Source organism: Sphingomonas sanxanigenens DSM 19645 = NX02 (genome assembly GCF_000512205.2).
Classification (GTDB): domain Bacteria; phylum Pseudomonadota; class Alphaproteobacteria; order Sphingomonadales; family Sphingomonadaceae; genus Sphingomonas_D; species Sphingomonas_D sanxanigenens.
The window spans coordinates 2,850,907-2,870,680 of record NZ_CP006644.1; the positions used below are offsets into that span (position 1 = coordinate 2,850,907).

23 protein-coding genes, 1 tRNA gene and 1 pseudogene are annotated in these 19,774 nt (G+C 66.8%); 6 read left to right on the forward strand and 19 right to left on the reverse strand.

All coding sequences use genetic code 11. The features are described from left to right. Positions 1 to 10: 10 nt before the first annotated feature. Both NX02_RS33120 and NX02_RS13180 read right to left on the reverse strand, forming a co-directional pair. Positions 11 to 994, reverse strand: a pseudogene (locus NX02_RS33120) (tyrosine-type recombinase/integrase); the annotation flags it as partial. A 206-nt stretch (positions 995 to 1,200) separates the two neighbouring features. Then, positions 1,201 to 1,290: transfer RNA gene (locus tag NX02_RS13180), tRNA-Ser, on the reverse strand. Between the two features lie 129 nt (positions 1,291 to 1,419). Here NX02_RS13180 and hspQ point away from each other — a divergent pair. The 4 genes from hspQ (at position 1,420) to NX02_RS13200 (ending at position 3,307) form a co-directional block, all read left to right on the forward strand. Then, positions 1,420 to 1,797, forward strand: a complete 378-nt coding sequence (gene hspQ / locus NX02_RS13185; RefSeq protein WP_039996572.1) for a heat shock protein HspQ — start codon at positions 1,420 to 1,422, stop codon at positions 1,795 to 1,797. Positions 1,798 to 1,967: 170 nt separating this feature from the next. Continuing rightward, positions 1,968 to 2,285 (forward strand): 50S ribosomal protein L21, encoded by a 318-nt coding sequence (rplU, locus tag NX02_RS13190; protein ID WP_025292668.1) that lies wholly within the window; start codon positions 1,968 to 1,970, stop codon positions 2,283 to 2,285. 29 nt (positions 2,286 to 2,314) lie between these two features. Then, positions 2,315 to 2,584: a 50S ribosomal protein L27 gene (gene rpmA / locus NX02_RS13195; protein WP_025292669.1), complete on the forward strand. Its 270-nt coding sequence runs from the start codon at positions 2,315 to 2,317 to the stop codon at positions 2,582 to 2,584. Between the two features lie 171 nt (positions 2,585 to 2,755). After that, on the forward strand, positions 2,756 to 3,307 hold the full coding sequence (locus tag NX02_RS13200; RefSeq protein WP_025292670.1) for a GNAT family N-acetyltransferase: 552 nt from the start codon (positions 2,756 to 2,758) through the stop codon (positions 3,305 to 3,307). A 118-nt stretch (positions 3,308 to 3,425) separates the two neighbouring features. On the opposite strand, the gene NX02_RS13205 is transcribed toward NX02_RS13200, so the two are convergent. The 15 genes from NX02_RS13205 to NX02_RS13275 form a co-directional block, all read right to left on the reverse strand. Next, a complete protein-coding gene (locus tag NX02_RS13205) occupies positions 3,426 to 3,812 on the reverse strand; it encodes an Mth938-like domain-containing protein (protein WP_025292671.1) in 387 nt (128 codons plus the stop codon). Continuing rightward, entirely contained in the window at positions 3,812 to 4,774 is a 963-nt protein-coding gene (gene secF, locus NX02_RS13210; protein WP_025292672.1) for a protein translocase subunit SecF, read from the reverse strand. Before secF ends, NX02_RS13205 begins: the two co-directional genes overlap by 1 nt. Positions 4,775 to 4,790: 16 nt before the next feature. Further along, positions 4,791 to 6,392, reverse strand: a complete 1,602-nt coding sequence (gene secD / locus NX02_RS13215) for a protein translocase subunit SecD (protein WP_025292673.1) — start codon at positions 6,390 to 6,392, stop codon at positions 4,791 to 4,793. Positions 6,393 to 6,399: 7 nt separating this feature from the next. After that, complete coding sequence (yajC, locus tag NX02_RS13220) at positions 6,400 to 6,738, reverse strand: preprotein translocase subunit YajC (RefSeq protein WP_025292674.1); 339 nt, start codon at positions 6,736 to 6,738, stop codon at positions 6,400 to 6,402. A gap of 232 nt (positions 6,739 to 6,970) precedes the next feature. Further along, the gene (locus NX02_RS13225; RefSeq protein WP_025292675.1) at positions 6,971 to 7,870 is read right to left on the reverse strand and encodes a hemolysin family protein; all 900 of its coding nucleotides are present in this window, start codon (positions 7,868 to 7,870) and stop codon (positions 6,971 to 6,973) included. An 11-nt stretch (positions 7,871 to 7,881) separates the two neighbouring features. Beyond that, a complete protein-coding gene (ybeY, locus tag NX02_RS13230; protein ID WP_025292676.1) occupies positions 7,882 to 8,391 on the reverse strand; it encodes an rRNA maturation RNase YbeY in 510 nt (169 codons plus the stop codon). Position 8,392: 1 nt separating this feature from the next. Continuing rightward, positions 8,393 to 9,388, reverse strand: a complete 996-nt coding sequence (locus tag NX02_RS13235; RefSeq protein WP_025292677.1) for a PhoH family protein — start codon at positions 9,386 to 9,388, stop codon at positions 8,393 to 8,395. A gap of 103 nt (positions 9,389 to 9,491) precedes the next feature. Further along, the gene (gene miaB, locus NX02_RS13240) at positions 9,492 to 10,850 is read right to left on the reverse strand and encodes a tRNA (N6-isopentenyl adenosine(37)-C2)-methylthiotransferase MiaB (RefSeq protein ID WP_025292678.1); all 1,359 of its coding nucleotides are present in this window, start codon (positions 10,848 to 10,850) and stop codon (positions 9,492 to 9,494) included. A gap of 7 nt (positions 10,851 to 10,857) precedes the next feature. Beyond that, positions 10,858 to 11,637: a lysophospholipid acyltransferase family protein gene (locus tag NX02_RS13245; RefSeq protein ID WP_047099791.1), complete on the reverse strand. Its 780-nt coding sequence runs from the start codon at positions 11,635 to 11,637 to the stop codon at positions 10,858 to 10,860. Next, a complete protein-coding gene (locus tag NX02_RS13250) occupies positions 11,609 to 12,031 on the reverse strand; it encodes a Fur family transcriptional regulator (RefSeq protein WP_025292680.1) in 423 nt (140 codons plus the stop codon). Before NX02_RS13250 ends, NX02_RS13245 begins: the two co-directional genes overlap by 29 nt. 112 nt (positions 12,032 to 12,143) lie before the next feature. After that, positions 12,144 to 12,569 (reverse strand): Ros/MucR family transcriptional regulator, encoded by a 426-nt coding sequence (locus NX02_RS13255; protein WP_025292681.1) that lies wholly within the window; start codon positions 12,567 to 12,569, stop codon positions 12,144 to 12,146. Positions 12,570 to 12,704: 135 nt separating this feature from the next. Beyond that, complete coding sequence (gene rimI / locus NX02_RS13260; RefSeq protein WP_025292682.1) at positions 12,705 to 13,193, reverse strand: ribosomal protein S18-alanine N-acetyltransferase; 489 nt, start codon at positions 13,191 to 13,193, stop codon at positions 12,705 to 12,707. Further along, positions 13,190 to 13,822: a tRNA (adenosine(37)-N6)-threonylcarbamoyltransferase complex dimerization subunit type 1 TsaB gene (gene tsaB, locus NX02_RS13265; RefSeq protein WP_084717776.1), complete on the reverse strand. Its 633-nt coding sequence runs from the start codon at positions 13,820 to 13,822 to the stop codon at positions 13,190 to 13,192. Before tsaB ends, rimI begins: the two co-directional genes overlap by 4 nt. A gap of 28 nt (positions 13,823 to 13,850) precedes the next feature. Beyond that, on the reverse strand, positions 13,851 to 14,414 hold the full coding sequence (locus NX02_RS13270) for a NifU family protein (protein ID WP_025292684.1): 564 nt from the start codon (positions 14,412 to 14,414) through the stop codon (positions 13,851 to 13,853). 62 nt (positions 14,415 to 14,476) lie between these two features. Further along, the gene (locus NX02_RS13275; protein WP_025292685.1) at positions 14,477 to 15,388 is read right to left on the reverse strand and encodes an alpha/beta hydrolase; all 912 of its coding nucleotides are present in this window, start codon (positions 15,386 to 15,388) and stop codon (positions 14,477 to 14,479) included. Between the two features lie 29 nt (positions 15,389 to 15,417). On the opposite strand from NX02_RS13275, the gene NX02_RS13280 reads away from it, so the two are divergent. Then, on the forward strand, positions 15,418 to 16,530 hold the full coding sequence (locus tag NX02_RS13280; protein ID WP_162232679.1) for a helix-turn-helix transcriptional regulator: 1,113 nt from the start codon (positions 15,418 to 15,420) through the stop codon (positions 16,528 to 16,530). A gap of 179 nt (positions 16,531 to 16,709) precedes the next feature. On the opposite strand, the gene NX02_RS13285 is transcribed toward NX02_RS13280, so the two are convergent. Both NX02_RS13285 and NX02_RS13290 read right to left on the reverse strand, forming a co-directional pair. Beyond that, complete coding sequence (locus NX02_RS13285; RefSeq protein WP_025292687.1) at positions 16,710 to 17,480, reverse strand: SDR family NAD(P)-dependent oxidoreductase; 771 nt, start codon at positions 17,478 to 17,480, stop codon at positions 16,710 to 16,712. Further along, the gene (locus tag NX02_RS13290) at positions 17,477 to 18,625 is read right to left on the reverse strand and encodes an LLM class flavin-dependent oxidoreductase (protein ID WP_025292688.1); all 1,149 of its coding nucleotides are present in this window, start codon (positions 18,623 to 18,625) and stop codon (positions 17,477 to 17,479) included. Before NX02_RS13290 ends, NX02_RS13285 begins: the two co-directional genes overlap by 4 nt. A gap of 160 nt (positions 18,626 to 18,785) precedes the next feature. Between NX02_RS13290 and NX02_RS13295 the strand changes: the two genes are divergently transcribed. Continuing rightward, positions 18,786 to 19,661: a VOC family protein gene (locus tag NX02_RS13295; protein WP_025292689.1), complete on the forward strand. Its 876-nt coding sequence runs from the start codon at positions 18,786 to 18,788 to the stop codon at positions 19,659 to 19,661. The last annotated feature ends 113 nt before the right edge of the window (positions 19,662 to 19,774 follow it).

Below are 19,774 nucleotides of genomic sequence, written 5' to 3' on the forward strand. Positions count from 1 at the left end.
GCGGATGCGGATCGAAGTGCGAATCGTCGAGGGCGGCGACGCCTCTTGCGAGCAGGTCGGAGCGAATTTCGGGGGGAGCAGTTCCACGGCGAAGCTCCAGATCGGGCGGCACGCGCATTCGCGCAGCCCCACCGCCATCTCCTCTCTTTCCCTTCGAAGCGCCGGCCGGACCAGCGGCCCCGACGAGCCGCGAGCCGGGATGTCCGGCACAAAGCTTCGAGCGCCCCCGGCTCAGTCGGGGGACGTTATGTAGCCACAGTTCCAGCGCCCGTGCCGCCACCGCGTCGCGGGCTCTCAGTTTCCTGATGAACGGCTTGATCCTGTGGAACGGGAGAGCCGCATGGTGCCCCCGTCCCCCTTTCCGACGCTTCGGCAGGAGCTGATCCAGGTACCCGCCCCATCTCGCCGGATTGTCGCCATCACGGAGCCCCGCCACCTTCGCCGCGTCGAGCACGCTCTCGATTCGCCCGCGGAGGCGGCCAGCCGTCTCCGGTACGCGTGTCCAGAGCGGCTTCAGAACCTTGAGGATCTGGTCGGTATCGATTTCCTCGATGATCGTCTTTCGAATCGGCGCCGCATAGACGGTGAGGGTCATCTTCCACTGCGCGACGTGTTTCGGATTGCGCCAGGACGGACTCATGGTTTCGACATAGTCGTCAGCGAAGGAGCCGAATGTCACCCGCCGATCGAGTTGCTCGCGCTCCTTCTTCGGATCCAGCCCATTGGCGATCATCGCGCGATATTCGGAGGCCTGCTCGCGCGCCTTGGCGAGCGAGAGCCCCCGAGCGCTCCCGAGTCCGATCTCACAGCGGCTGCCGCGTCGGGAGTAGCGAAAGGTCCAGCTGCGGCCGCTGTCGGTGACAACGAGGTAAAGGCCACCCCCATCGGGGTACTTGCCGGGCTCCTTGATCGAAGCCGCCTTGGCGGCAGAAAGGCGGTTCAGCGCACGGCTACTCACAGTCGAGGACTCCTGTCCAGGACCTGTATCCGCCATAGGTCAGGTTGCGTTCGGACGCGCTGACTCGCGGCCCCACCCCGACCCGGGCCGCGCTCCAGTTCTACCACCAGTTCTACCAATTGCACCGCGATGCAACGGTTCGGCCTGAGATTACCCGAGACACGCGAATCGGACAAGTCACTGAAAATATTAGATTTTTGAGACGCCCTGGGAAGGCGTGAGACGCGCTGAAAAAGCGAGATTGGCGGAGAGGGTGGGATTCGAACCCACGGTACCGTTGCCGGCACGCCGCATTTCGAGTGCGGTGCTTTCGACCTCTCAGCCACCTCTCCGCTCAGAGACGTACAACGCGAACCGTATGGGCCGCGTCGGCCGGGTCAAGAGCGGGGGCCACTAGCGCAGGAAATCCCGCTTGCCAAGCGGGATCTTGCCTACCGCGCACGACGGCCTAAATGAGATGTATGACCAGTCCCCGCTTGCCCCATGACGTGCCCGCCGATGTGATCGCGCCGCCCATTACGCATGCGCGTTTTGCGATCGGCGATGTCGTACGGCACCGCTCGTTCGAGTTCCGCGGCATCGTGTTCGATGTCGATCCGGTCTTCGCGAACACCGAGGAATGGTACGAATCGATTCCCGAAAGCGCGCGGCCCGCGAAGGACCAGCCCTTCTATCACCTGCTCGCCGAAAATGCGGAGAGCAGCTACATCGCCTATGTCAGCCAGCAGAACCTGATGCATGACGACAGCGAGGAGCCCGTTGAACATCCCGGCATCTCCGGCCTGTTCGACGGTTATCGCGACGGCCGCTACCAGTTGCGCCGCGAGCATCGCCACTGATCGGGGCGGCCGATCGTTACGGCCGCGCACGTCGCCGCCCGAGCCGGGGCAAACCCTGCGGAATCGGTTGACAATCCGCCATTCGGCCCCTAGTTGGCCGGCTTTCCGCGCTGGGTTGTGGCGTCGCTGCCGCCTTATGCGAGGTTCAGCTTTAAGAAGTGATGAGGGCCATGTTCGCTATCGTGCGCACGGGCGGCAAGCAGTATCGCGTCGCCGCCGGAGACAAGATTGTCGTCGAGAAGCTTGCCGGTGAAGCCGGTGAGACCGTGTCGCTGGGCGACATCCTGCTTGCGGGCGAAGGCTCGGAGCTCAAGTCGACCGACGGCCTGACCGTCTCGGCCGAGATCATCGCGCAGGCGAAGGGCGAGAAGGTCATCGTCTTCAAGAAGCGCCGCCGCCACAACTATCGCCGCCGCAACGGCCATCGCCAGCAGCACACGATCCTGAAGATCGTGTCGATCGGCGGCGAAAAGTCGGCCGAAGCCTGAGCGCAGCGAGAAGCAAGGAGTAATTCGAGATGGCACATAAGAAAGCAGGCGGCTCCTCGCGCAATGGTCGCGACTCCGCTGGCCGTCGCCTCGGCGTGAAGAAGTTCGGTGGCGAACAGGTCATCGGCGGCAACATCATTCTGCGTCAGCGCGGCACCAAGGTGTATCCGGGCCGTAACGTCGGCATGGGCAAGGATCACACCCTCTTCGCGCTCGGCGAAGGTCGCGTGGTATTCCACGACGGCAAGCTCGGCCGCAAGTATTGCTCGGTCGACGGTATGGCGGCTGCGGCCGAATAACGGACGACATGCTCAGGGTCGTCCGCAAGGGGCGACCCCGGGTCTGCGCATAAGCGGACCCATGAGGGAGACGGGACGCCCCCAGTCTCCCTTTTCTTTTGCCTCCCTCGGTCGCCGCTGTCGCCTGCCAGCAATAATGATGCGGCATGGCGCGAATTAGAGGAGAGTCACATGTTCGCGCGTACCCCCCGTTTGCTGTTGCGGCCCGGCTGGCACGAAGATGCCCCGGCGCTGTCCCGAGCCATTGGCGAGGAAGCGGTCGTCCGCAACCTCAGCCGGGCGCCCTGGCCCTATGCGCTGGGCGATGCCGAGCGCTTCCTGGCGCGGGAAAACGATGCCAGGCTGCCCAGCCTGCTGATTGCCGCCCGCACCGCCGGCTCGCCGCGGATCATCGGCGGCATCGGCCTCACCGCCGATGGCCGCGATGGCGCGGTCGAACTCGGCTACTGGATCGCCCGCCCTTATTGGGGCCTCGGTTTCGCCACGGAAGCCGGCCGGGCGGTCGTCGCGCTCGCGCGCGACAGCCTGCGGCTGCGCCGGATCAGCGCCTGGCATTATCTCGACAACCCCGCTTCGGGGCATGTGCTGGCCAAGCTGGGCTTCCATCCCAGCGGCCATATCGGCCAGCGCCACAGCATCGCGCGCGGCCGTGCCGACGCTTGCGCGCATTATGTGCTCGAGCTGGACGAGAGCTGCAACGGGCCGATGCCGCTGGCGGCGTAAGCCGGGCTCGGCCCGTTCGTCGACGGTGCCGCATGGCGTTCCAGGCTGACGGACGGAGGGCTCCAATCGCGCCGTTCGTCCCGAGCCGTCTTTTTTCGAGGAGCGGGCCTGAGCCCGCTCACTCCCCCGCCGCGATCAGCGCGGCGGCGATCCAGCGCCCTTCCCCGCGCAGTACGCTCCACACGCGCGCGGCGGCGCGGCTGTCCATCGCCTCGACGCCGATGCTCCGCGCCTCCAGCGCGGCGACGAACGCGCGCGGCGGCCGGCGCAGCGTGGCGCCGGTGCCGAGCAGCAGGAATTCCGGCGCGCGCGCGATATCGGTAACCAGCGCGACGTCGTCGGGCGTCAGCGCGTCCAGCGCCGGCGCGTCCCAGGGCTGTGCATCCTCGGGCGTCAGCAACAGCGCGCCCGGGAACACCGTGTCGTTGATGCGGAAGCGGCCGCCGGCGGCGATGCCCGTGATCAGCGGTCCCGTCGCGACCGGCTCCCGATCGAGCCGCGCCATCAGTCGGGCATCCGCTCCGCGCCGAAGGGATCGGCGGCCTTCGCCTTGCGGTCGACGAACTGCGGCTTGAGGCCGAGCGTGATCAGCAGCGACGACGACACATAGACCGACGAATAGGTGCCGACGAAGATGCCGAGCAGCATCGCCGAGGCGAAGCCGCGCAGCACATGGCCGCCCAGCAGCAGCAGCGAGAGCAGCGCGAGCATCACCGTGACCGTCGTCATCACCGTCCGCGGCAAGGTCTCGTTGACGGACAGGTCGATCAACGACTTCAGGTCCATCTTGCGATATTTGCGCATATTCTCACGGATACGGTCGTCGATCACCATCTTGTCGTTGATCGAATAGCCGACGATCGTCAGCATGGCGGCGACGATGTTGAGGTCAAATTCGAGCCGGGTGATCGCGAAGAAGCCCAGCGTGATCAGCACGTCGTGCGTGATCGCGACGAAGGTCGAGACGCCGAACTGCCATTCGTAGCGGAACCACGAGAAGACGGCGATGCCGAACACCGCGAGCACCACGGCCAGGATGCCGTTGGTCACCAGTTCGCCGGAGACCTTGCCCGAAACCGCGTCATAGCGGTTGAAGCGTGCGCCGGGGAATTCCTTCTCCAGCGCGGTCCGTACCTTGTTGAGCACGGCGTTGGTCGCGCCCTGATCGGCGCTTTCGGGTGCCGGCAAGCGGATCGACACGGTCTTCGGGTCGCCGAACTGCTGCAGCGAACTTTGACCCACGCCAAGGCCGTCGACGACGCTGCGCACGCGCTCCAGATCGGGCGCGGCCGGGAAGGTTTCCTCGATCATCAGGCCGCCGACGAAATCGACGCCGAGATTGAGCCCCTTGTAGAAGGTCGCCCCCATCGCAAGCACGGTGAGGATCGCGGTGATGGCGAACGCCCAGTGACGGACGGCGACGAACCGGATGTTCGTGTTGTCGGGGACGAATTTCAGAAGCTTCATCTGGGATCTCCGTCCGTCAGATCACGAGTTCGGTGGGACGCGTGCGATGCAGCCAGCCCGCGGCGAGCATGCGCGTGAACATCACCGCCGTGAACACGGAGGTCGCAATGCCGATCAGGAGAACGAGCGCGAAACCCTTCACCGGCCCGCTGCCCATGAACAACATGATGCCGCCGGCGATCGCGTGCGTCACATTCGCCTCGAAGATGGTGCGGCTCGCTTCCTTGTACCCGAATTCCACGGACTGCATCACCGACCGTCCGCGCCGGCGCTCTTCCCGGATGCGTTCGTAGACCAGCACGTTGGCGTCGACCGCGGTACCGATCGTCAGCACGAAGCCGGCGATGCCCGGCAGCGTCAGGGTCGCGCCGAAAATGCCCATCACGCCCAGGATCACCAGCACGTTGATGACGACGGCGATGTTCGCGTAGATGCCGAAGCGACCATAGCTGACGAACATGAAGACGATGACAGCAGCGGCGGCCACCGCCGAGGCGATCAGGCCCGCGCGGATGGAATCAGCGCCGAGGTCAGGCCCCACCGTCCGCTCGTCGACGACGTTGAGCTTCACCGGCAGCGAACCGGATTTCAGCGCGATCGCGAGCTGGTTGGCGCTTTCGACCGTGAAGCTGCCCGAGATCTGCGCCGAACCGCCCGTGATCGGCTCATTGATGTTCGGTGCGGAAAGCACGACCCCATCGAGGATGATCGCGAACGGCTTGCCGACGTTGTCGGTGGTGACGCGCGCGAACTTTTTCGCGCCGGAGCCGTTGAAACGGATGCCCACCACCGGCTCGTTGCTCTGGGGCTCGAACGCCTGTTGCGCGTCGGTCAATTCCTCGCCCGACACCATCACCTGGCGCTGCACGGCGATAACCGGAATGCCGCCCGGATTGGTCGGATAGGGCAGGATCTGGGTGCCGGCTGGCGCACGATTCTGCAGGAGATCGGCCTGCGACACATCCGCGACGAGCTTGAATTCGAGCTTGGCGGTCTGCCCGATCAGGTTCTTGACCTGCGCCGGATCCTGCACGCCGGGCACCTGCACGAGAATGCGGGTGCTGCCCTGGCGCACGATCGTCGCCTCACGCGTGCCGAGCGAGTCGATGCGCTTGCGGATGATCTCCGTCGCGACCTCCATCGCGGCATCGACGCCGGCCTTGATGCCCGCCTCGGTCGGCACGACGTTGATGGTATTGCCATCGCGCACGGTCACGTCGAAATCGCGCTGGCCTGTCATGCCGGCGCCCTGCGTCAGCGGGCGGATGCGCTCCACTGCGGCATCGACCTGCGACTGGTCACGCACCATGAAGACGAGCCGGCCGTCCCGCGACGAAATGTCACCGATCGCGATCCGGGGCGCGCCAGCCCGGCGCAGCTCGGTGCGGACCTGTTCCTCCATCGACGTGAGCTTGAGCTTCGCCACTTCGTCGGCGTTCGCTTCGAGCAGCAGGTGGCTGCCGCCGGCAAGGTCGAGACCCAGGCTGATGCGCGGCTTGAGGAAGCCCGGCAAGGGCTGCAGCACGCGTTCCGGAAGGAAGCTCGGCACGGCGCACAGGACGCCGAAGACGATGATCGCCCAGATCAGCAGCTTTTTCCAGCGCGGGAAGATCAGCATCGGCGGATCAGTCGTTCGCGGGCTTGGAAGCGCCGCCGGTCAGCACGTCGGTGAGCGTGCCCTTGACCGCCTTGACCTTGACGCCGTTGGCGATCTCGACCTCGACATGATCGTCGGCGACCTTGGTCACCTTGCCGAACAGGCCGCCGCCGGTGACGACCTCGTCGCCGCGCTTGACCGCCTCGATCTTGTCGCGATGCGCCTTCGCGCGCTTCTGCTGGGGGCGGATCATCAGGAAATAGAAGACGACGACCAGCAGCAGCATCTGGCCGATCATCAGGAAGGTACCGCCGCCCGCTGACGCGATGCCGGTTGCGGATTGAGCGAAAGCGGGAGAGGAAAACATGCGCGGAGCCGACCTGAATAGCGTTTGGGGGCCGCGTCACCGCGTCCCCGGAGAAGGCGCGCGCCTATCACGGAGTCGCGCGGCGACGCAATGGCGGCGTGGCGCTCGATCGCTCCTCCGCACGCCGATCGGCCATGCTTCGCGCAGGACAAATCGCGGTCGGGGAAGATGCAGGCGCCGCGCTTGCCGGCCCTCCGCCGGGAAGCACCGGCGAATGCCGCCCGTCGTCCGGCTATTTCCCGCCGTCGACCTGCGGCGCCGGCGCATGCAGCCGAACGCGCGTCACGCGTTTCTCGTCGCCCTCGGTCACCTCGATCTTCCAGCCGCTGTCATGCGCCACGATCTCGCCGGGCTGCGGCACATGGCCGGCGAGCACGAAGGCGAGGCCGCCCAGCGTCTCGACGTCTTCCTCGACATCGGCGAGCCGCGGGTCGATCGCCTCGGCGACGTCTTCCAGTTCGGCACGCGCGTCGGCATCCCAGATGCCGTCCTCGACCAGCGCGAAATGCACGGGGGCCGCCTCGTCATGCTCGTCCTCGATCTCGCCGACGATCTCCTCAACGACGTCCTCGATCGTCACCAGCCCCTCGGTGCCCGAATATTCGTCGAGCACGATCGCCAGATGGACGCGCTGCGTGCGCATCAGCACGAGCAGGTCGATCACCCCCATCGCCTGCGGCACGTAGAGCGGCTGGCGGATCAGCGAGGAAATGCCGTCGGGTCGGGGCTTCACCCCCGCCATGATCTCGAACACGTCCTTGATGTGGACCATGCCGATGACGGTATCGAGGCTCTCGCGATAGACCGGCAGCCGGCTGTGCCCCGCATCTGCCAGCAGCGCGACGAGTTCGTCGAAGGTCGCGGTCTCGGCGATCGCGACGATATCGGCGCGGGGCACGCCCACATCGTCCGCGGTGCGCTCACCGAAATGCAGCAGGTTGCGCAGCATCTGGCGTTCGAGCGGCGATAGATCGCCCTTGGCGGGGATCGCCCCGCCGGTTTCCTCATGCTCGTCGATCGCTTCCTCGATCTGGTCGCGAAGCGATGGCTCCACGTCCTCGCCGAACAGCAATCCGCGCAGTCCGCGCCACAATCGGCCGCTACTGTCGCCGCTACTCGAATCGTCTGGCATGTCGCTGCCGGTCAGCCCTCATCTACGGGATAGGGGTCAGCGATGCCCAGGCCAGCGAGCGCCGTTCGTTCCAGCGCTTCCATGGCTTCCGCTTCGTCAGTCCCCTGATGATCATAACCTAGCAAATGCAGGGTGCCGTGGACAATCAAATGCGTTGTGTGTGCTTCAAGCGTAATGCCGCGCTCTTCGGCTTCCACCTCGCAAACGCCCTGCGCAAGCACGATGTCCCCCAGCAGGACCTCGCCATCGTCCGAATTGGTCAGCCCTTCGATCAGGTCGGGCTGCACCATCGGGAAGGACAGCACATTGGTCGGCCGATCCTTGTCGCGATAGGCGGCATTGAGCGCGCGCACCTCGGCATTGCCGGCAAGCTTCACCGATACCTCCACCGCGAACGGTGCAGAGGCGAGGAAGCCGTGCGGCGTCTGGGTGATGGCGGCGGTCACCGCCTGGGTCGCCAGCGCATCCCAGTCGACCGCGTCGGACCAATCGGCGTCCTGCAACAGGGCGATGTCGAGCATGCTAGTTCCCCCGCCCCTCATAGGCCTCGACGATGCGGCCGACGATCGGGTGGCGCACGACGTCCGCCACGCCGAAGCCGATCACCGAAATGCCCTGCACGCCCGTCAGCCGGCCGACCGCGTCGGCAAGGCCCGATTTGCTGGCATCCGGCAGATCGACCTGCTTCGGGTCCCCGCAGACCACCATCCGGCTGCCTTCGCCGAAGCGGGTCAGGAACATCTTCATCTGCGCGGGCGTGGTGTTCTGCGCCTCGTCGAGAATGATGAAGGCGTTGGCCAGGGTGCGACCACGCATGAACGCGATCGGCGCGATCTCGATCTCGCCAGAGGCGATGCGCCGCTCCACCTGCTCGGCGGGCAGGCAGTCATAGAGCGCGTCGTAAAGTGGGCGGAGATAGGGATCGACCTTCTCCTTCATGTCGCCGGGCAGAAAGCCCAGCCGCTCGCCGGCCTCGACCGCGGGACGCGACAGGATGAGGCGGTCGACCGAGCCGGTGATGAGCTGCGCCACCGCCTGCGCGACCGCAAGATAGGTCTTGCCGGTACCCGCCGGGCCGAGCGCGAAGATGATCTCGTCGCGCGCCAGCGCTTCCATGTAACGGATCTGCGTCGCGGAGCGCGGCACGATCGTCTTCTTGCGCGTGCGGATCATCACCGCGGGCGGCTGGCTGACGTCGGCGCGGATGATGCCGTCCAACGTCGGCTCCGAAGACATGGCGATCACCGCCTCGACCGTGCCCGAATCGATATCCTGCCCCTGCACGATGCGGTTGTAGAGGCCGGTCAGCACGTCGCGCGCCCGCGCGGTCGCGCTCGCCTCTCCCTCAAGCTGCAATCGATTGCCGCGCGCGCCGATATAGACGCCGAGTCGATCCTCGATCGCAACCAGGTTCTGGTCATATTCGCCGAACAGGCGGCCGAGGAGCTGGGGCTTGTCGAAGACGATCTCGAGACGGGATCTGTCACCGTTCTGGGCTGGCACTGGCTTGCGCGACATAGGGCTCCTGGCTCGTCCGCGGGAACGCCCGCTACCGGACGCCGCTACAATGCGGATGTGGCTGAACGGTGTCCATCGGCTCGATCAAGCGCGATGGCGATTCTCAGGCGGCCTGTCGCCCAAACAGCACAGCCGACAGGCTGTTGGGCCCGGCCCGCGCGATCTCGACCTCGACGAGGTCGCCGATCGCCGCGGTCGGATCGACGACATGGACGGACTGCAGCCAGGGCGACTTGCCGATGAGCTGCCCGGGCAGCTTGCCCTTGCGTTCCAGCAGCACGCTGGTGTGCCGGCCGACGGTCGCCTGGTTGAACGCGTGCTGATCGGCGTTGATCGCGGCCTGCAGGCGCTGCAACCGTTCGTCCATGACCGCAGGCGCGATCTGGTCCGCCATGGTCGCGGCGGGCGTGCCGGCGCGCGGCGAATATTTGAAGCTGTAGGCCTGCGCGTAGCGCGCTTCGCTGACCAGCGCGAGCGTCTCCTCGAACTCCGCGTCGGTCTCGCCGGGGAAGCCAACGATGAAGTCACCCGACAGCGCGATGTCCGGCCGCGCCGCGCGGACGCGCGCGATCACCGCCCTGTAGCTGGCGGCGTCATGGCTGCGGTTCATCGCCTTCAGGATACGATCGCTACCCGACTGCACCGGCAGATGGAGGAAGGGCATCAGCTTTTCCACCTCGGCATGCGCGCGGATCAGTCCCTCGCGCATGTCGTTGGGGTGGCTGGTGGTGTAGCGGATGCGCGCCAGACCCTCGATCCGGTCGAGCGCGCGGATCAGCCCGTCGAGGCCCTGGCGCTGCCCTTTCTCGTCCTCCCCTTCCCAGGCGTTGACGTTCTGGCCGAGCAAGGTGATCTCGCGCGCGCCACCATCGACCAGCGCCCTGGCCTCGTCGACGATCGCCGACCAGGGCCGGCTGATCTCGGCGCCCCGCGTATAGGGCACGACGCAATAGGTGCAGAATTTGTCGCAGCCTTCCTGAACGGTCAGGAAGGCACCGGGCGAGCGCCGCCGCGCGCGATCGGGCAGCGCGCCGAACTTGGAGGCGGCGGGCATGTCCGTATCCAGCGCGCGCTTGCCCGCGGCCGCATCGGCGACCATCGCCGGCAACCGGTGATAGGCCTGCGGCCCGACGACGATATCGACCTGCGGCGCACGCCGTGGAATCTCACCTCCCTCGGCCTGTGCGACGCAACCGGCGACCGCGATCATCGGCCGCGCGATCCGGTTGCCCTCGGCATCCTCGCGCTTCGCGAGCCGGCCGATGTCCGAATAGACCTTCTCCGCCGCCTTCTCGCGGATATGGCAGGTGTTGAGCACCACCAGATCGGCGGTATCGGCGCCCACTTCGCTCAGCCCCTGCCCCGCCAGCAGTTCGGCCATGCGTTCGCCATCATAGACGTTCATCTGGCAACCGAACGACTTGACGTGGAAGGTCCTGGGATTTTGGCGGGTGTCGATCATCGCGCGCCTATACAGATGGCAGCGGCCGCTTGGAAGCGGTGAGCGCCGACTGGATCCGCGCCCGCGCCTCTGCGGCAACGGCCTTGCGTCCCGGCAGCGTGGCGGGATCGAATGGTTCCAGGAAGTGCAAGGTCACCCGGTAGGGTCTGTGCCGGCGCAGCACACGGATCGCGTTCTCGTCGCCTTTCTCTTCGCCGATCCAGGCGATCTCGGGGCCCGCCGCGCCATAATCGAGCAGCAGCGGCTGCACGAGCATCGCCCGCGGCGGCGGCGCCATCACCGCGAACAACGCGGGTTTGAACGGCAGCAGATGGCTGCCATCGGTGGTCGTACCTTCGGGAAAGATCGTTACCGGCTGGTGCACGGACACCGCGACGCGCAGCGCCTCGATCTGCTCGCCCACCGCCAGCCGGTCCGACCGCGAGACGAAGATCGTGTTGTTGAGCGAAGCGAGCCATCCGACCACCGGCGCCCGCGCGATCCCGTCCTGCGCGACGAAGGCGGCGCCGCTGGCGCCCGCGATCACCGGGATGTCGATCCAGCCCAGATGATTGGCGACATAGAAAACATCATGCGTGACCGGCGCGCCGACGATCGTGACGCGTGCGCCCGCCACCCACGCCACAGCCTGCAGAAACCGGCGCGGCCAGGGCGAAACCTGTCCGGCGAGGCGCCACAGGACGTGCAGCGCGACGCACAGGATGACGAGAAACAGGAGCGTCGCGACGCGCGCGGCGAACAACGACCAGCCGAACGGATCAGCTCTTGCGGTCGATCGCGACGCCATAGAGTTCCATGCGGTGATCGACCAGCCGGAACCCCAGCTTCTCTGCGATCTGCCGCTGCAGCGCTTCCAGTTCCGGATCGACGAATTCGATGACATTGCCGGTCTCGACGTCGATCAGATGATCGTGATGCGCTTCCGGCGCCGCTTCGTAGCGCGCGCGGCCATCACCGAAATCATGGCGTTCGAGAATACCGGCCTCTTCGAACAGGCGCACCGTGCGATAGACCGTCGCGATCGAAATGCCGGGATCGATCGCCGAAGCGCGGGCATGCAGTTTTTCGACGTCGGGATGGTCCTCGGCCTCCGACAGGACCCGTGCGATCACGCGGCGCTGTTCGGTGATCCGCAGCCCTTTCTCATGGCAAAGGGCTTCGACGTCGATCTTACGGGGCATGCAACTCGCCTGATTGTTTTCGCGCAGACGCCCCGTCTAGCGACTTTCGCAGCGCAACGAAAGCCGGCTGGCGCCGATCCCGCCGATGGGGATCGGCGCCGATGGCAAGGCCTCAGCGGCCCTTGCGCGGCTTGGTGCCGAGGCCGATCTTCTTTGCCAGCGAACGACGCTGTTCCGCATAGCTCGGCGCGACCATCGGATAGTCGGCAGGCAGGCCCCACTTGGTGCGATACTGTTCCGGCGTCAGCTGATAGTGCGTCATCAGGTGGCGCTTGAGCATCTTGAGCTTCTTGCCGTCCTCGAGGCAGACGATGTAGTCCTGCTTCACCGAGGAGCGGACCGAAACCGCCGGTTCCTGCTTCACTTCGGGCTCGACCGGCTTCTCGCCCAGATTGGCGAGCGCGCCGTGCACGTTCTGGATCAGCAGCGGCAGATCGGCAACAGCGACGCTGTTGTTGCTCACATGCGCAGCGACGATGTCGGCCGTCAGGGTGACCAGCGTCTCGTTGAGTTCGGCCAGTTCGGTGTCTTCGCTCATCTAGTTCAACTTTCGTGTCGGTTGTGCCGGGATGCGACCTTATATCGGCGTGCCGCGGCTCGATCCGATGTCAAAATCATCCGACCATTGCAAGCAATAAACGACGAACATTGGGTACTATCGAACGCGAGCAGTTCAGACGTCTATATCCAGTAATCGCCGATAGGTGAGCGCATCGCGCGCACGACCATCATTTCCGCGATAATAGCCTCGACGAATACCGACTTGCACGAAACCGACGGAGTCATACAACGCAACCGCGGGATTGTCCGCGCGCACTTCCAGATTCATCGCGGTGACACCATGATCACGCGCTGCATCCATTGCGGACAGTAAAAGCCCGCGACCGATGCCATGCCGCGCATAAGGGGGATGCACCGCAAGCAGCAGCAATTCCGCCTCGTCGAGGATCGATCGGGTCAGCGCGAAACCGGCGGGCGAGTCGTCGACGCGGGCGATCAGCAATTCGGTGCCCGGCATGCCCAGGATGCCGCTGCACTGCGCGGCGGTCCACGCCTCGCCGAACGCGGGCAGGAAAGCCTGCTTCATCACCACCATCACGTCCGGCAGGTCATACGCGGTCCCGCATGACAGCACCCAGTCGAGCGGCGCAAGGCTGCTCATGCGGGCGTTCGCCCGCCAGGCAGCTTCGCATCGGGCGCGCGGCCATAGATCGGCACCGGCGGCAGCCCGGCAAGTTCGGACGGGAACAGGATCAGATCGGCAGCGGCCGGAAGGGCATCCCGCGCGTCCCCCCATCCGCGCGCGGCAACGACCGCCGCCGCACCGGATCCGACGACATGCGCATCGGGTACGGCATGGGCCGCATCTGCCGGGGTCAGCGAGGCGAGCGCATCGAGCGGGCGCACGGGCGATCCTGCGAAGCGTTGCACGAAGAGCTGACCATGCCCCCCCGTCATCGCGATCGCAAGCGTCGAAGGCGCATTTGCCTGCGACAGCGTCGTCGCCGCAAGCAGCGCCAGCGTCGGATAGCCGTTCACCGGGACGCTCCAGCCCAGCGCAAGCGCACGCGCCGCCGCGACGCCCACGCGCACGCCGGTGAAACTGCCCGGGCCACAGCCGACCAGAATCGCGTCGGCGCGGCCGCCATCGGGCAGTGCCGCGATCATCGGCATCAGCCGCTCGGCATGGCCGCGGCCGACGACCTCGTGCGTGGCGGCGATCACGCGATCACCCTCCAGCAGCGCCACCGAACAGGCAGCGGTCGCGGTTTCGATAACCAGGCGGATCATGCCAGTGCCGCAACCGGGCGCAGCGCGGTCAGACCGCCCGCACCTCGGTCACTTCGGGAACATAGTGCTTCAGCAGCGATTCGATGCCCTGCTTGAGCGTCGCGGTCGATGAGGGGCAGCCCGAACAGGCGCCCTGCATGCGCAGGAACACGGTGCCCTGGCGGAAGCCGCGATAGATGATGTCGCCGCCATCGTTCGCAACGGCGGGGCGGACGCGCGTATCGATGAGATCCCGGATCTGCGCGACGATGTCGGCATCCTCGGGATCGTCCTCGACATCGGAGGCTTCCTCCTCCTCGGCTGCCGCATCGCGGAACAGCGGCATGCCGGCGCTGAAATGGTCGAGCAGGATGCCGAGCACCTCGGGCTTCAGATGCGACCAGTTGCTGCCCGGGCCCGCCGTGACCGAAACGAAATCCTTGCCGAAGAACACGCCCTCGACGTCGCCGAGCGTAAAGAGCGCCTCCGCAAGCGGCGACGCTTCCGCCTCTTCGGGGTTGGCGAAGTCGCGCGTGCCCGCCGTCATCACCGGGCGGCCCGGGAGGAACTTGAGCGTTGCCGGATTGGGCGTCGTTTCGGTCTCGATCAGCATGCGCCGCATGTGGCGCCTCGCAGCCGCGGGATCAAGGGCGGAGCGCGGGTTAATCCACCCGATCACCCCAGCGCGCGGCGCAACGCCCCGGTGGCGATGGCGACCGCCTCCGCCGCGATCGGCGCGATCGCGAAGAAGCTCGCGAATCCGTGGATGCCGCCGGAGAAGTCGTGGAGGTCGGTCGGCACCCCTGCCTCGCGCAGCCGCACCGCATAGGCGAAGCCTTCGTCATGCAGCGGGTCGCTGCCGGCGAGGATGATCGTCGCGGGGGCGACGCTTTCGAGGCGCGCGGCGCGGATCGGGGCGGCGCGTTCGGTGGGTTCGGCGTCGCCGACATAGGCATTCCAGAAGAAGCGCATCATGTCGTTGGTCAGCAGCCCGCCGGCCTCGTTGGCGCGGTAGGAGGCGGTGCCATAGTCGTTGTCGATCACCGGATAGAACAGGATCTGCGCGGCCGGGCCATCCGCCCTGCCCTTCAACACCAGCGCCGCCGCGGCGGCGAGGTTGGCGCCGGCGCTGTCGCCAACCAAGGCGTAGCGATCCGCGCGCACGCCGAATTCGGCGGCGCGTGCCGGCAGTTCGGCGATCGCGGCGAGGCAATCGTCGAGCGGTGCCGGGAAAGGATGTTCGGGCGCCAGCCGATAATCGAGCGAGAGGACCGCGCAACCAGCATCGCGCGCGATCACACGCGCCAGCCCGTCATGCGTATCGAGCGTCCCGATCACCCAGCCGCCGCCATGCATCAGCACCGCCACCGGCACGCTATTGCCGGGCGCCGGGTGATAGAGCCGCGCCGCGATCGGCCCGGCGGCGCCCGCCACGACGACGTCGCGAACCTCGGCCACCGCGATCGGCGGCTGCGGGAACGGATTGTTCATCGCCGCGCGCAGTCCCTCGGGCGTCAGCGGGTCGGGCAAGGTAAAGCCGCTCGCCGCCATCGCGTCGATCATCTGCTGCAGTACCGGATCGATCATGCTACGTCCCTCTCCCAATGCCGGACGTGGTGCCCGACGATTATCCCGACATGCCCGGCGTGCTCGCCGCGCTGTTCGCCAGCCTGCTGGACGAGGAGCCCTGGCGGGCCTTTCTCGACCGGTTGGCCGCTGCCGCCCAGGCGAACTGGACGACCCTGATTCTTACGCCCAAGGCGGCCGACCATCCCGGCATGATCCTGACGCCCGGCGCCGATCCCGGCGTGGGGCAGGATTATGTCCGCCGCCTGTTCGCCGACGATCCCTTCACCGGGCTGCCCGAGGGCAAGGTGGCGCATTTCCGTGACTTCGTGTCCGAAGCGACGCTTCGGCGCAACACGGCCTATCGCGAGTTCCTGACCCAGACGAGCAGCGACGAAGTGCTGGGCGTCGACATCATGGGGGCGAGCCGGCTGGAACTGCGGCTGCGGCTGACCCGCGCCGCCGACGCGCCGCCGTTCGAGCCCGTCGACCACCGCCACATGGAACGGCTGGTGCCGCATCTGCGCATCGCGCTCGCCCTGTTCGAGCGGCTGGCGGCGGGCGAGGCCGAGCAGCGCATCTATGCCGGCGCCGTGGCGCAGATGGCGGTGGGCGTGATCATCCTCGACCGGCTGGGCAAGGTGCTGCGGCTGAACGCCCCCGCCTCGACGATCCTCGCGGAGGCAGACGGCATTGCGCTGCGTCGCGGATCGGTGGCGATCGAGGATGCCGATATCGCCCGGCAGTTGCAGGCGCGGCTCGCCGGGCGCGACGATGGCGCGCCGCTGTCGCTCAGGCTGCAGCGGCCGTCGGGTGCCGGCGACCTGCTGCTGGTGGTCGGCAGCGCGCCGGGGCCGGAGTTCGTCTCCGCCGGCGGGGGCCCCGCGGCGGTGCTGTTCCTCACCGACCCGACGCACGGCCCGCGCATCTCCGCCGACGCGGTGCGGGACCTGCTGGGGCTGACGCAAAGCGAGGCGGCAGTCACCGCGCATCTCGCCGAAGGATTGGCCCCGGCAGAGGTCGCGACGCGGCTGGGAATCTCCCCCAACACCGTCCGCGCGCACCTGCGCTCGATCTTCGGCAAGACCGGGGTCAGGCGGCAGAGCCAGTTGGTGCAGCTCGTCCATCATGGGCTGCGCGGCCTTTCCTCGACGGCGGGTTGAGCCCCCTTTTTTCCTCCCCGCAAAGCCATGCGGATCCCCCGTTCGTCCCGAGCGACGTCGAGGGACGCCTCGCGTGACGGATGCCCGGGGAGTCCTCGGCCGCTCGGCCGGTCCCTCGACGTCGCCCGGGACGAACGGGGTGGGTGTAGCGCAGGCTGGAAGGGCCGGAGCGCTCCCCCCTACAGCCCCTCCAACGGCGGAAAGGACGACAGCAGCGCCGCGTCCACCAATTGCGCCTGCCCGTTCACCCCCGCCGCCCTGCGCGACAGCAGGAACAGCGCCACCTCCGCGATGTGCTGCGCAGAAAGCCCGCCGCGATAGTCGGGGTCCGTCAGTTCGTCGGCGATCGCATCGTCCTGCTGCAGCCCGTTCATCGGCGTCAGCACCATCCCCGGGCAGATCGCGTTGACCCTCAGTCCCTTCGCCGCGAACGCGCGTGCCGCCGAACGCACCAGCCCGACGAGGCCGTGCTTCGAGGTCGCATAGGCCGCCGCCTCCGAAAAGCCGATCAGCCCCGCCGCCGACGCCGTGACCACGCAGGCGCCGCCGGGCCGCAGCCGCGCCAGCGCCAGTTGCATGCCCAGGAAGCTGCCGCGCAGGTTGACCGAGATGATCTTGTCGAACAGCGCCGTCGTCACCTGGTCGAACGGGATGTAGGGCTGCAGCATCCCCGCGTTGAGAAACGCCAGGTCGATGCCGCCGAACGCCTCCGCCGCGGCATCGTACATCGCCGCATTGTCGGCTTCGCTGGAGATATCGGCGGTGACCGCAACCGCGCGGCCGCCGGCCTGCTCGACCAGCGCGACGGTGGCTGCCGCCCCCTCCCCATTGAGGTCGGCGACCACCACGGCCGCTCCCTCCGCCGCCAGCCGCCGGCTGGCGGCCCGGCCGATGCCGGAACCGCCGCCGGTGACGAGGGCGACCTTGCCCTCGAACGGAGTGCCGCTCATTCCGCGGCCAGCGCCGTGGTCTGCTGCGAACGGAAGTGCGGGATCACCTTCTCGCCGATGTTGCGGATCGTTTCCATGATCACGTCGTGCGGGATCGTGCCCATCTGGAAGAGGAACAGGATCTCGTCCGCGCCGGCATCCTGCAGCCGGGTCACGTAGCGGATGCAGTCGTCGGCATTGCCATAGGCATCCTCGGCGATCGCATAGTTGCTGGTATGCTCGTCACCGATGGTGATCTTCTCTTCGGAGAGATAGGTGACGATCGCTTCCTTGCCCTGGTTCAGCGCCGCTTCCTGCTCTTCCGCCGACAGATCGTCGATGCTCGGCTTCGGGCCGCCCTGATACCAATGGGCGATGGCTTCGGCGAAGAAGCGCTGGCCGCGCAGCCCGATGCGTCGGGCCTTCTCGCGATCGTCGAGCACGCAGGCCGCGCAGAAGGCTGCGAGATGCTCCGTCGGCACCAGCCCCACCTGGTCCTCGACCTTGCGGTTGCGGAAATTCTCGCGGTAGACGGCATTCTTGCGCGCGATCTCGTCGGGCCCCGAGAAGCCCAGCACCAATGCGCCGATGCCGCGCCTGCCGGCCAGTTCCAGCGTCGCTTCGCGGGTGCAGGCATAATAGAGCGGCGGGTGCGGCGTCTGCAGCGGCTTGGGATGGATCGGCCGGCGCGGGATCTTGATATACTCGCCGTCATGCTCGATCTCGTCCTGCGTCATGATCTTGGGGATCAGATACATCGACTCGTCGATCATCGGCTGCAGCGACGCCAGGTCGTAGCCGAACGTGCCCGCTTCCTGCTGGGTGCCGCCCTTGCCCATGCCGAAGTGGACGCGCCCGCCCGACAGGATGTCGAGCGTCGCGATCCGCTCCGCCACCTTGACCGGATGGTTCATCGCCGGCGGCAGGCAGACGACGCCATGACCGATGCCGATCCGGCTGGTGCGGCCGGCGATGAAGGCGAGGAAGGTTTCCGGCGCCGACATATGGGCATATTGGGTAAGCGCGGTGTGCTCGACCGCCCAGACATTGTCGAAGCCCATTTCCTCCGCGAACACCACCTGCTCGACGATCTCGTTGAAGCAGGCGACCTCCGAGGCCGGCGACGGGTCAGCCATCTGGGCTTCGTAGATGATCGAGAATTTCATGGCCCTGTGCTCTCCTTGGCGCCGCCTTGTCGTCGCGGCATGGACGCAGACTAGGCGCATGGAATCGACCCGGCATCGTCCGTTCGGACTATGCGCTGCAGGAAGCGATGCTGCAGGGTGGCGGCCGCAGCACGACTGCACAAAAGAGAGAGGATGAAGGATGGCCAGCCTGTCGCACCGGGGGATCTGCGTCAGCGATTTCGACGCGTCGGATCGCTTCTACCGCGAGGCGCTCGATTTCGCCGAGCACCAGGACTACGGCATCATCGAAGGTCCGGACATGGACAAGACGATGGAGCTGCCGGGCGTGAAGCTGCGCGCCAAGATGCTCAAGCGGGCGGACGGCCCGATCATCGAACTGCTTCACTTCCTCGCGCCCGAAGCCGGCGGCCCGCGCGAGAAGCGCTCGACATTGGAATATGGCCTCGTCCACCTCTCCTTCTATGTCGACGATATCGACGCGACCGCGGCGCGGATCGCGGCGGCGGGCGGCACCGTCCATGAGGAGACGCGCGCGCACTACGCCGAGAACGATACGACGATGCTCTATTGCACCGATCCGGACGGGGTTCGGATCGAGCTGATGAAGGCCCCGGGCGAGAGCGAACGCTTCTCGCACAGCGGCATCTGCGTGGCGGACGTCGACGCGTCGCTCGCCTATTACCGGATCCTGGGCTTCGAGCCGGCGGAAAATTACGTGCTCGACCAAGGGCTGGACTGGCTGGGCGTGATCAACGAGGTGCCCGGCATCAAGCTGCGCGCGCAGATGATCCGCGACGCCGCCGGCAACACGCTGGAACTGCTCAAGGTGTACGAACCCGACAGCGTCGGCCCGCGAACCCGCAAACCGCTCAACCGCTTCGGGCTGACGCACCTCGCCTTCTGGGATCAGGCGCCAGATGCAACCGCGGCGGCGCTGACCGAGCAAGGCGGCTATTTCGTCGAGGAGGCGCATGTGGTGACGCCGGTGATCGAACTGATGCACGGCGCCGATCCGGATGGCGTGCGGGTGGAGCTGATGCGGCCGGTGGGGTGAGCCAGCCCCTCCCGGACATCCATACTCGTAACCCCGTGCCTATCGCCGGTTTCCCCCGCCCAGGCGTGCCCATCGACACCGCCGCGCTTGAGGCGCCGATCGCCGCCGCCTAT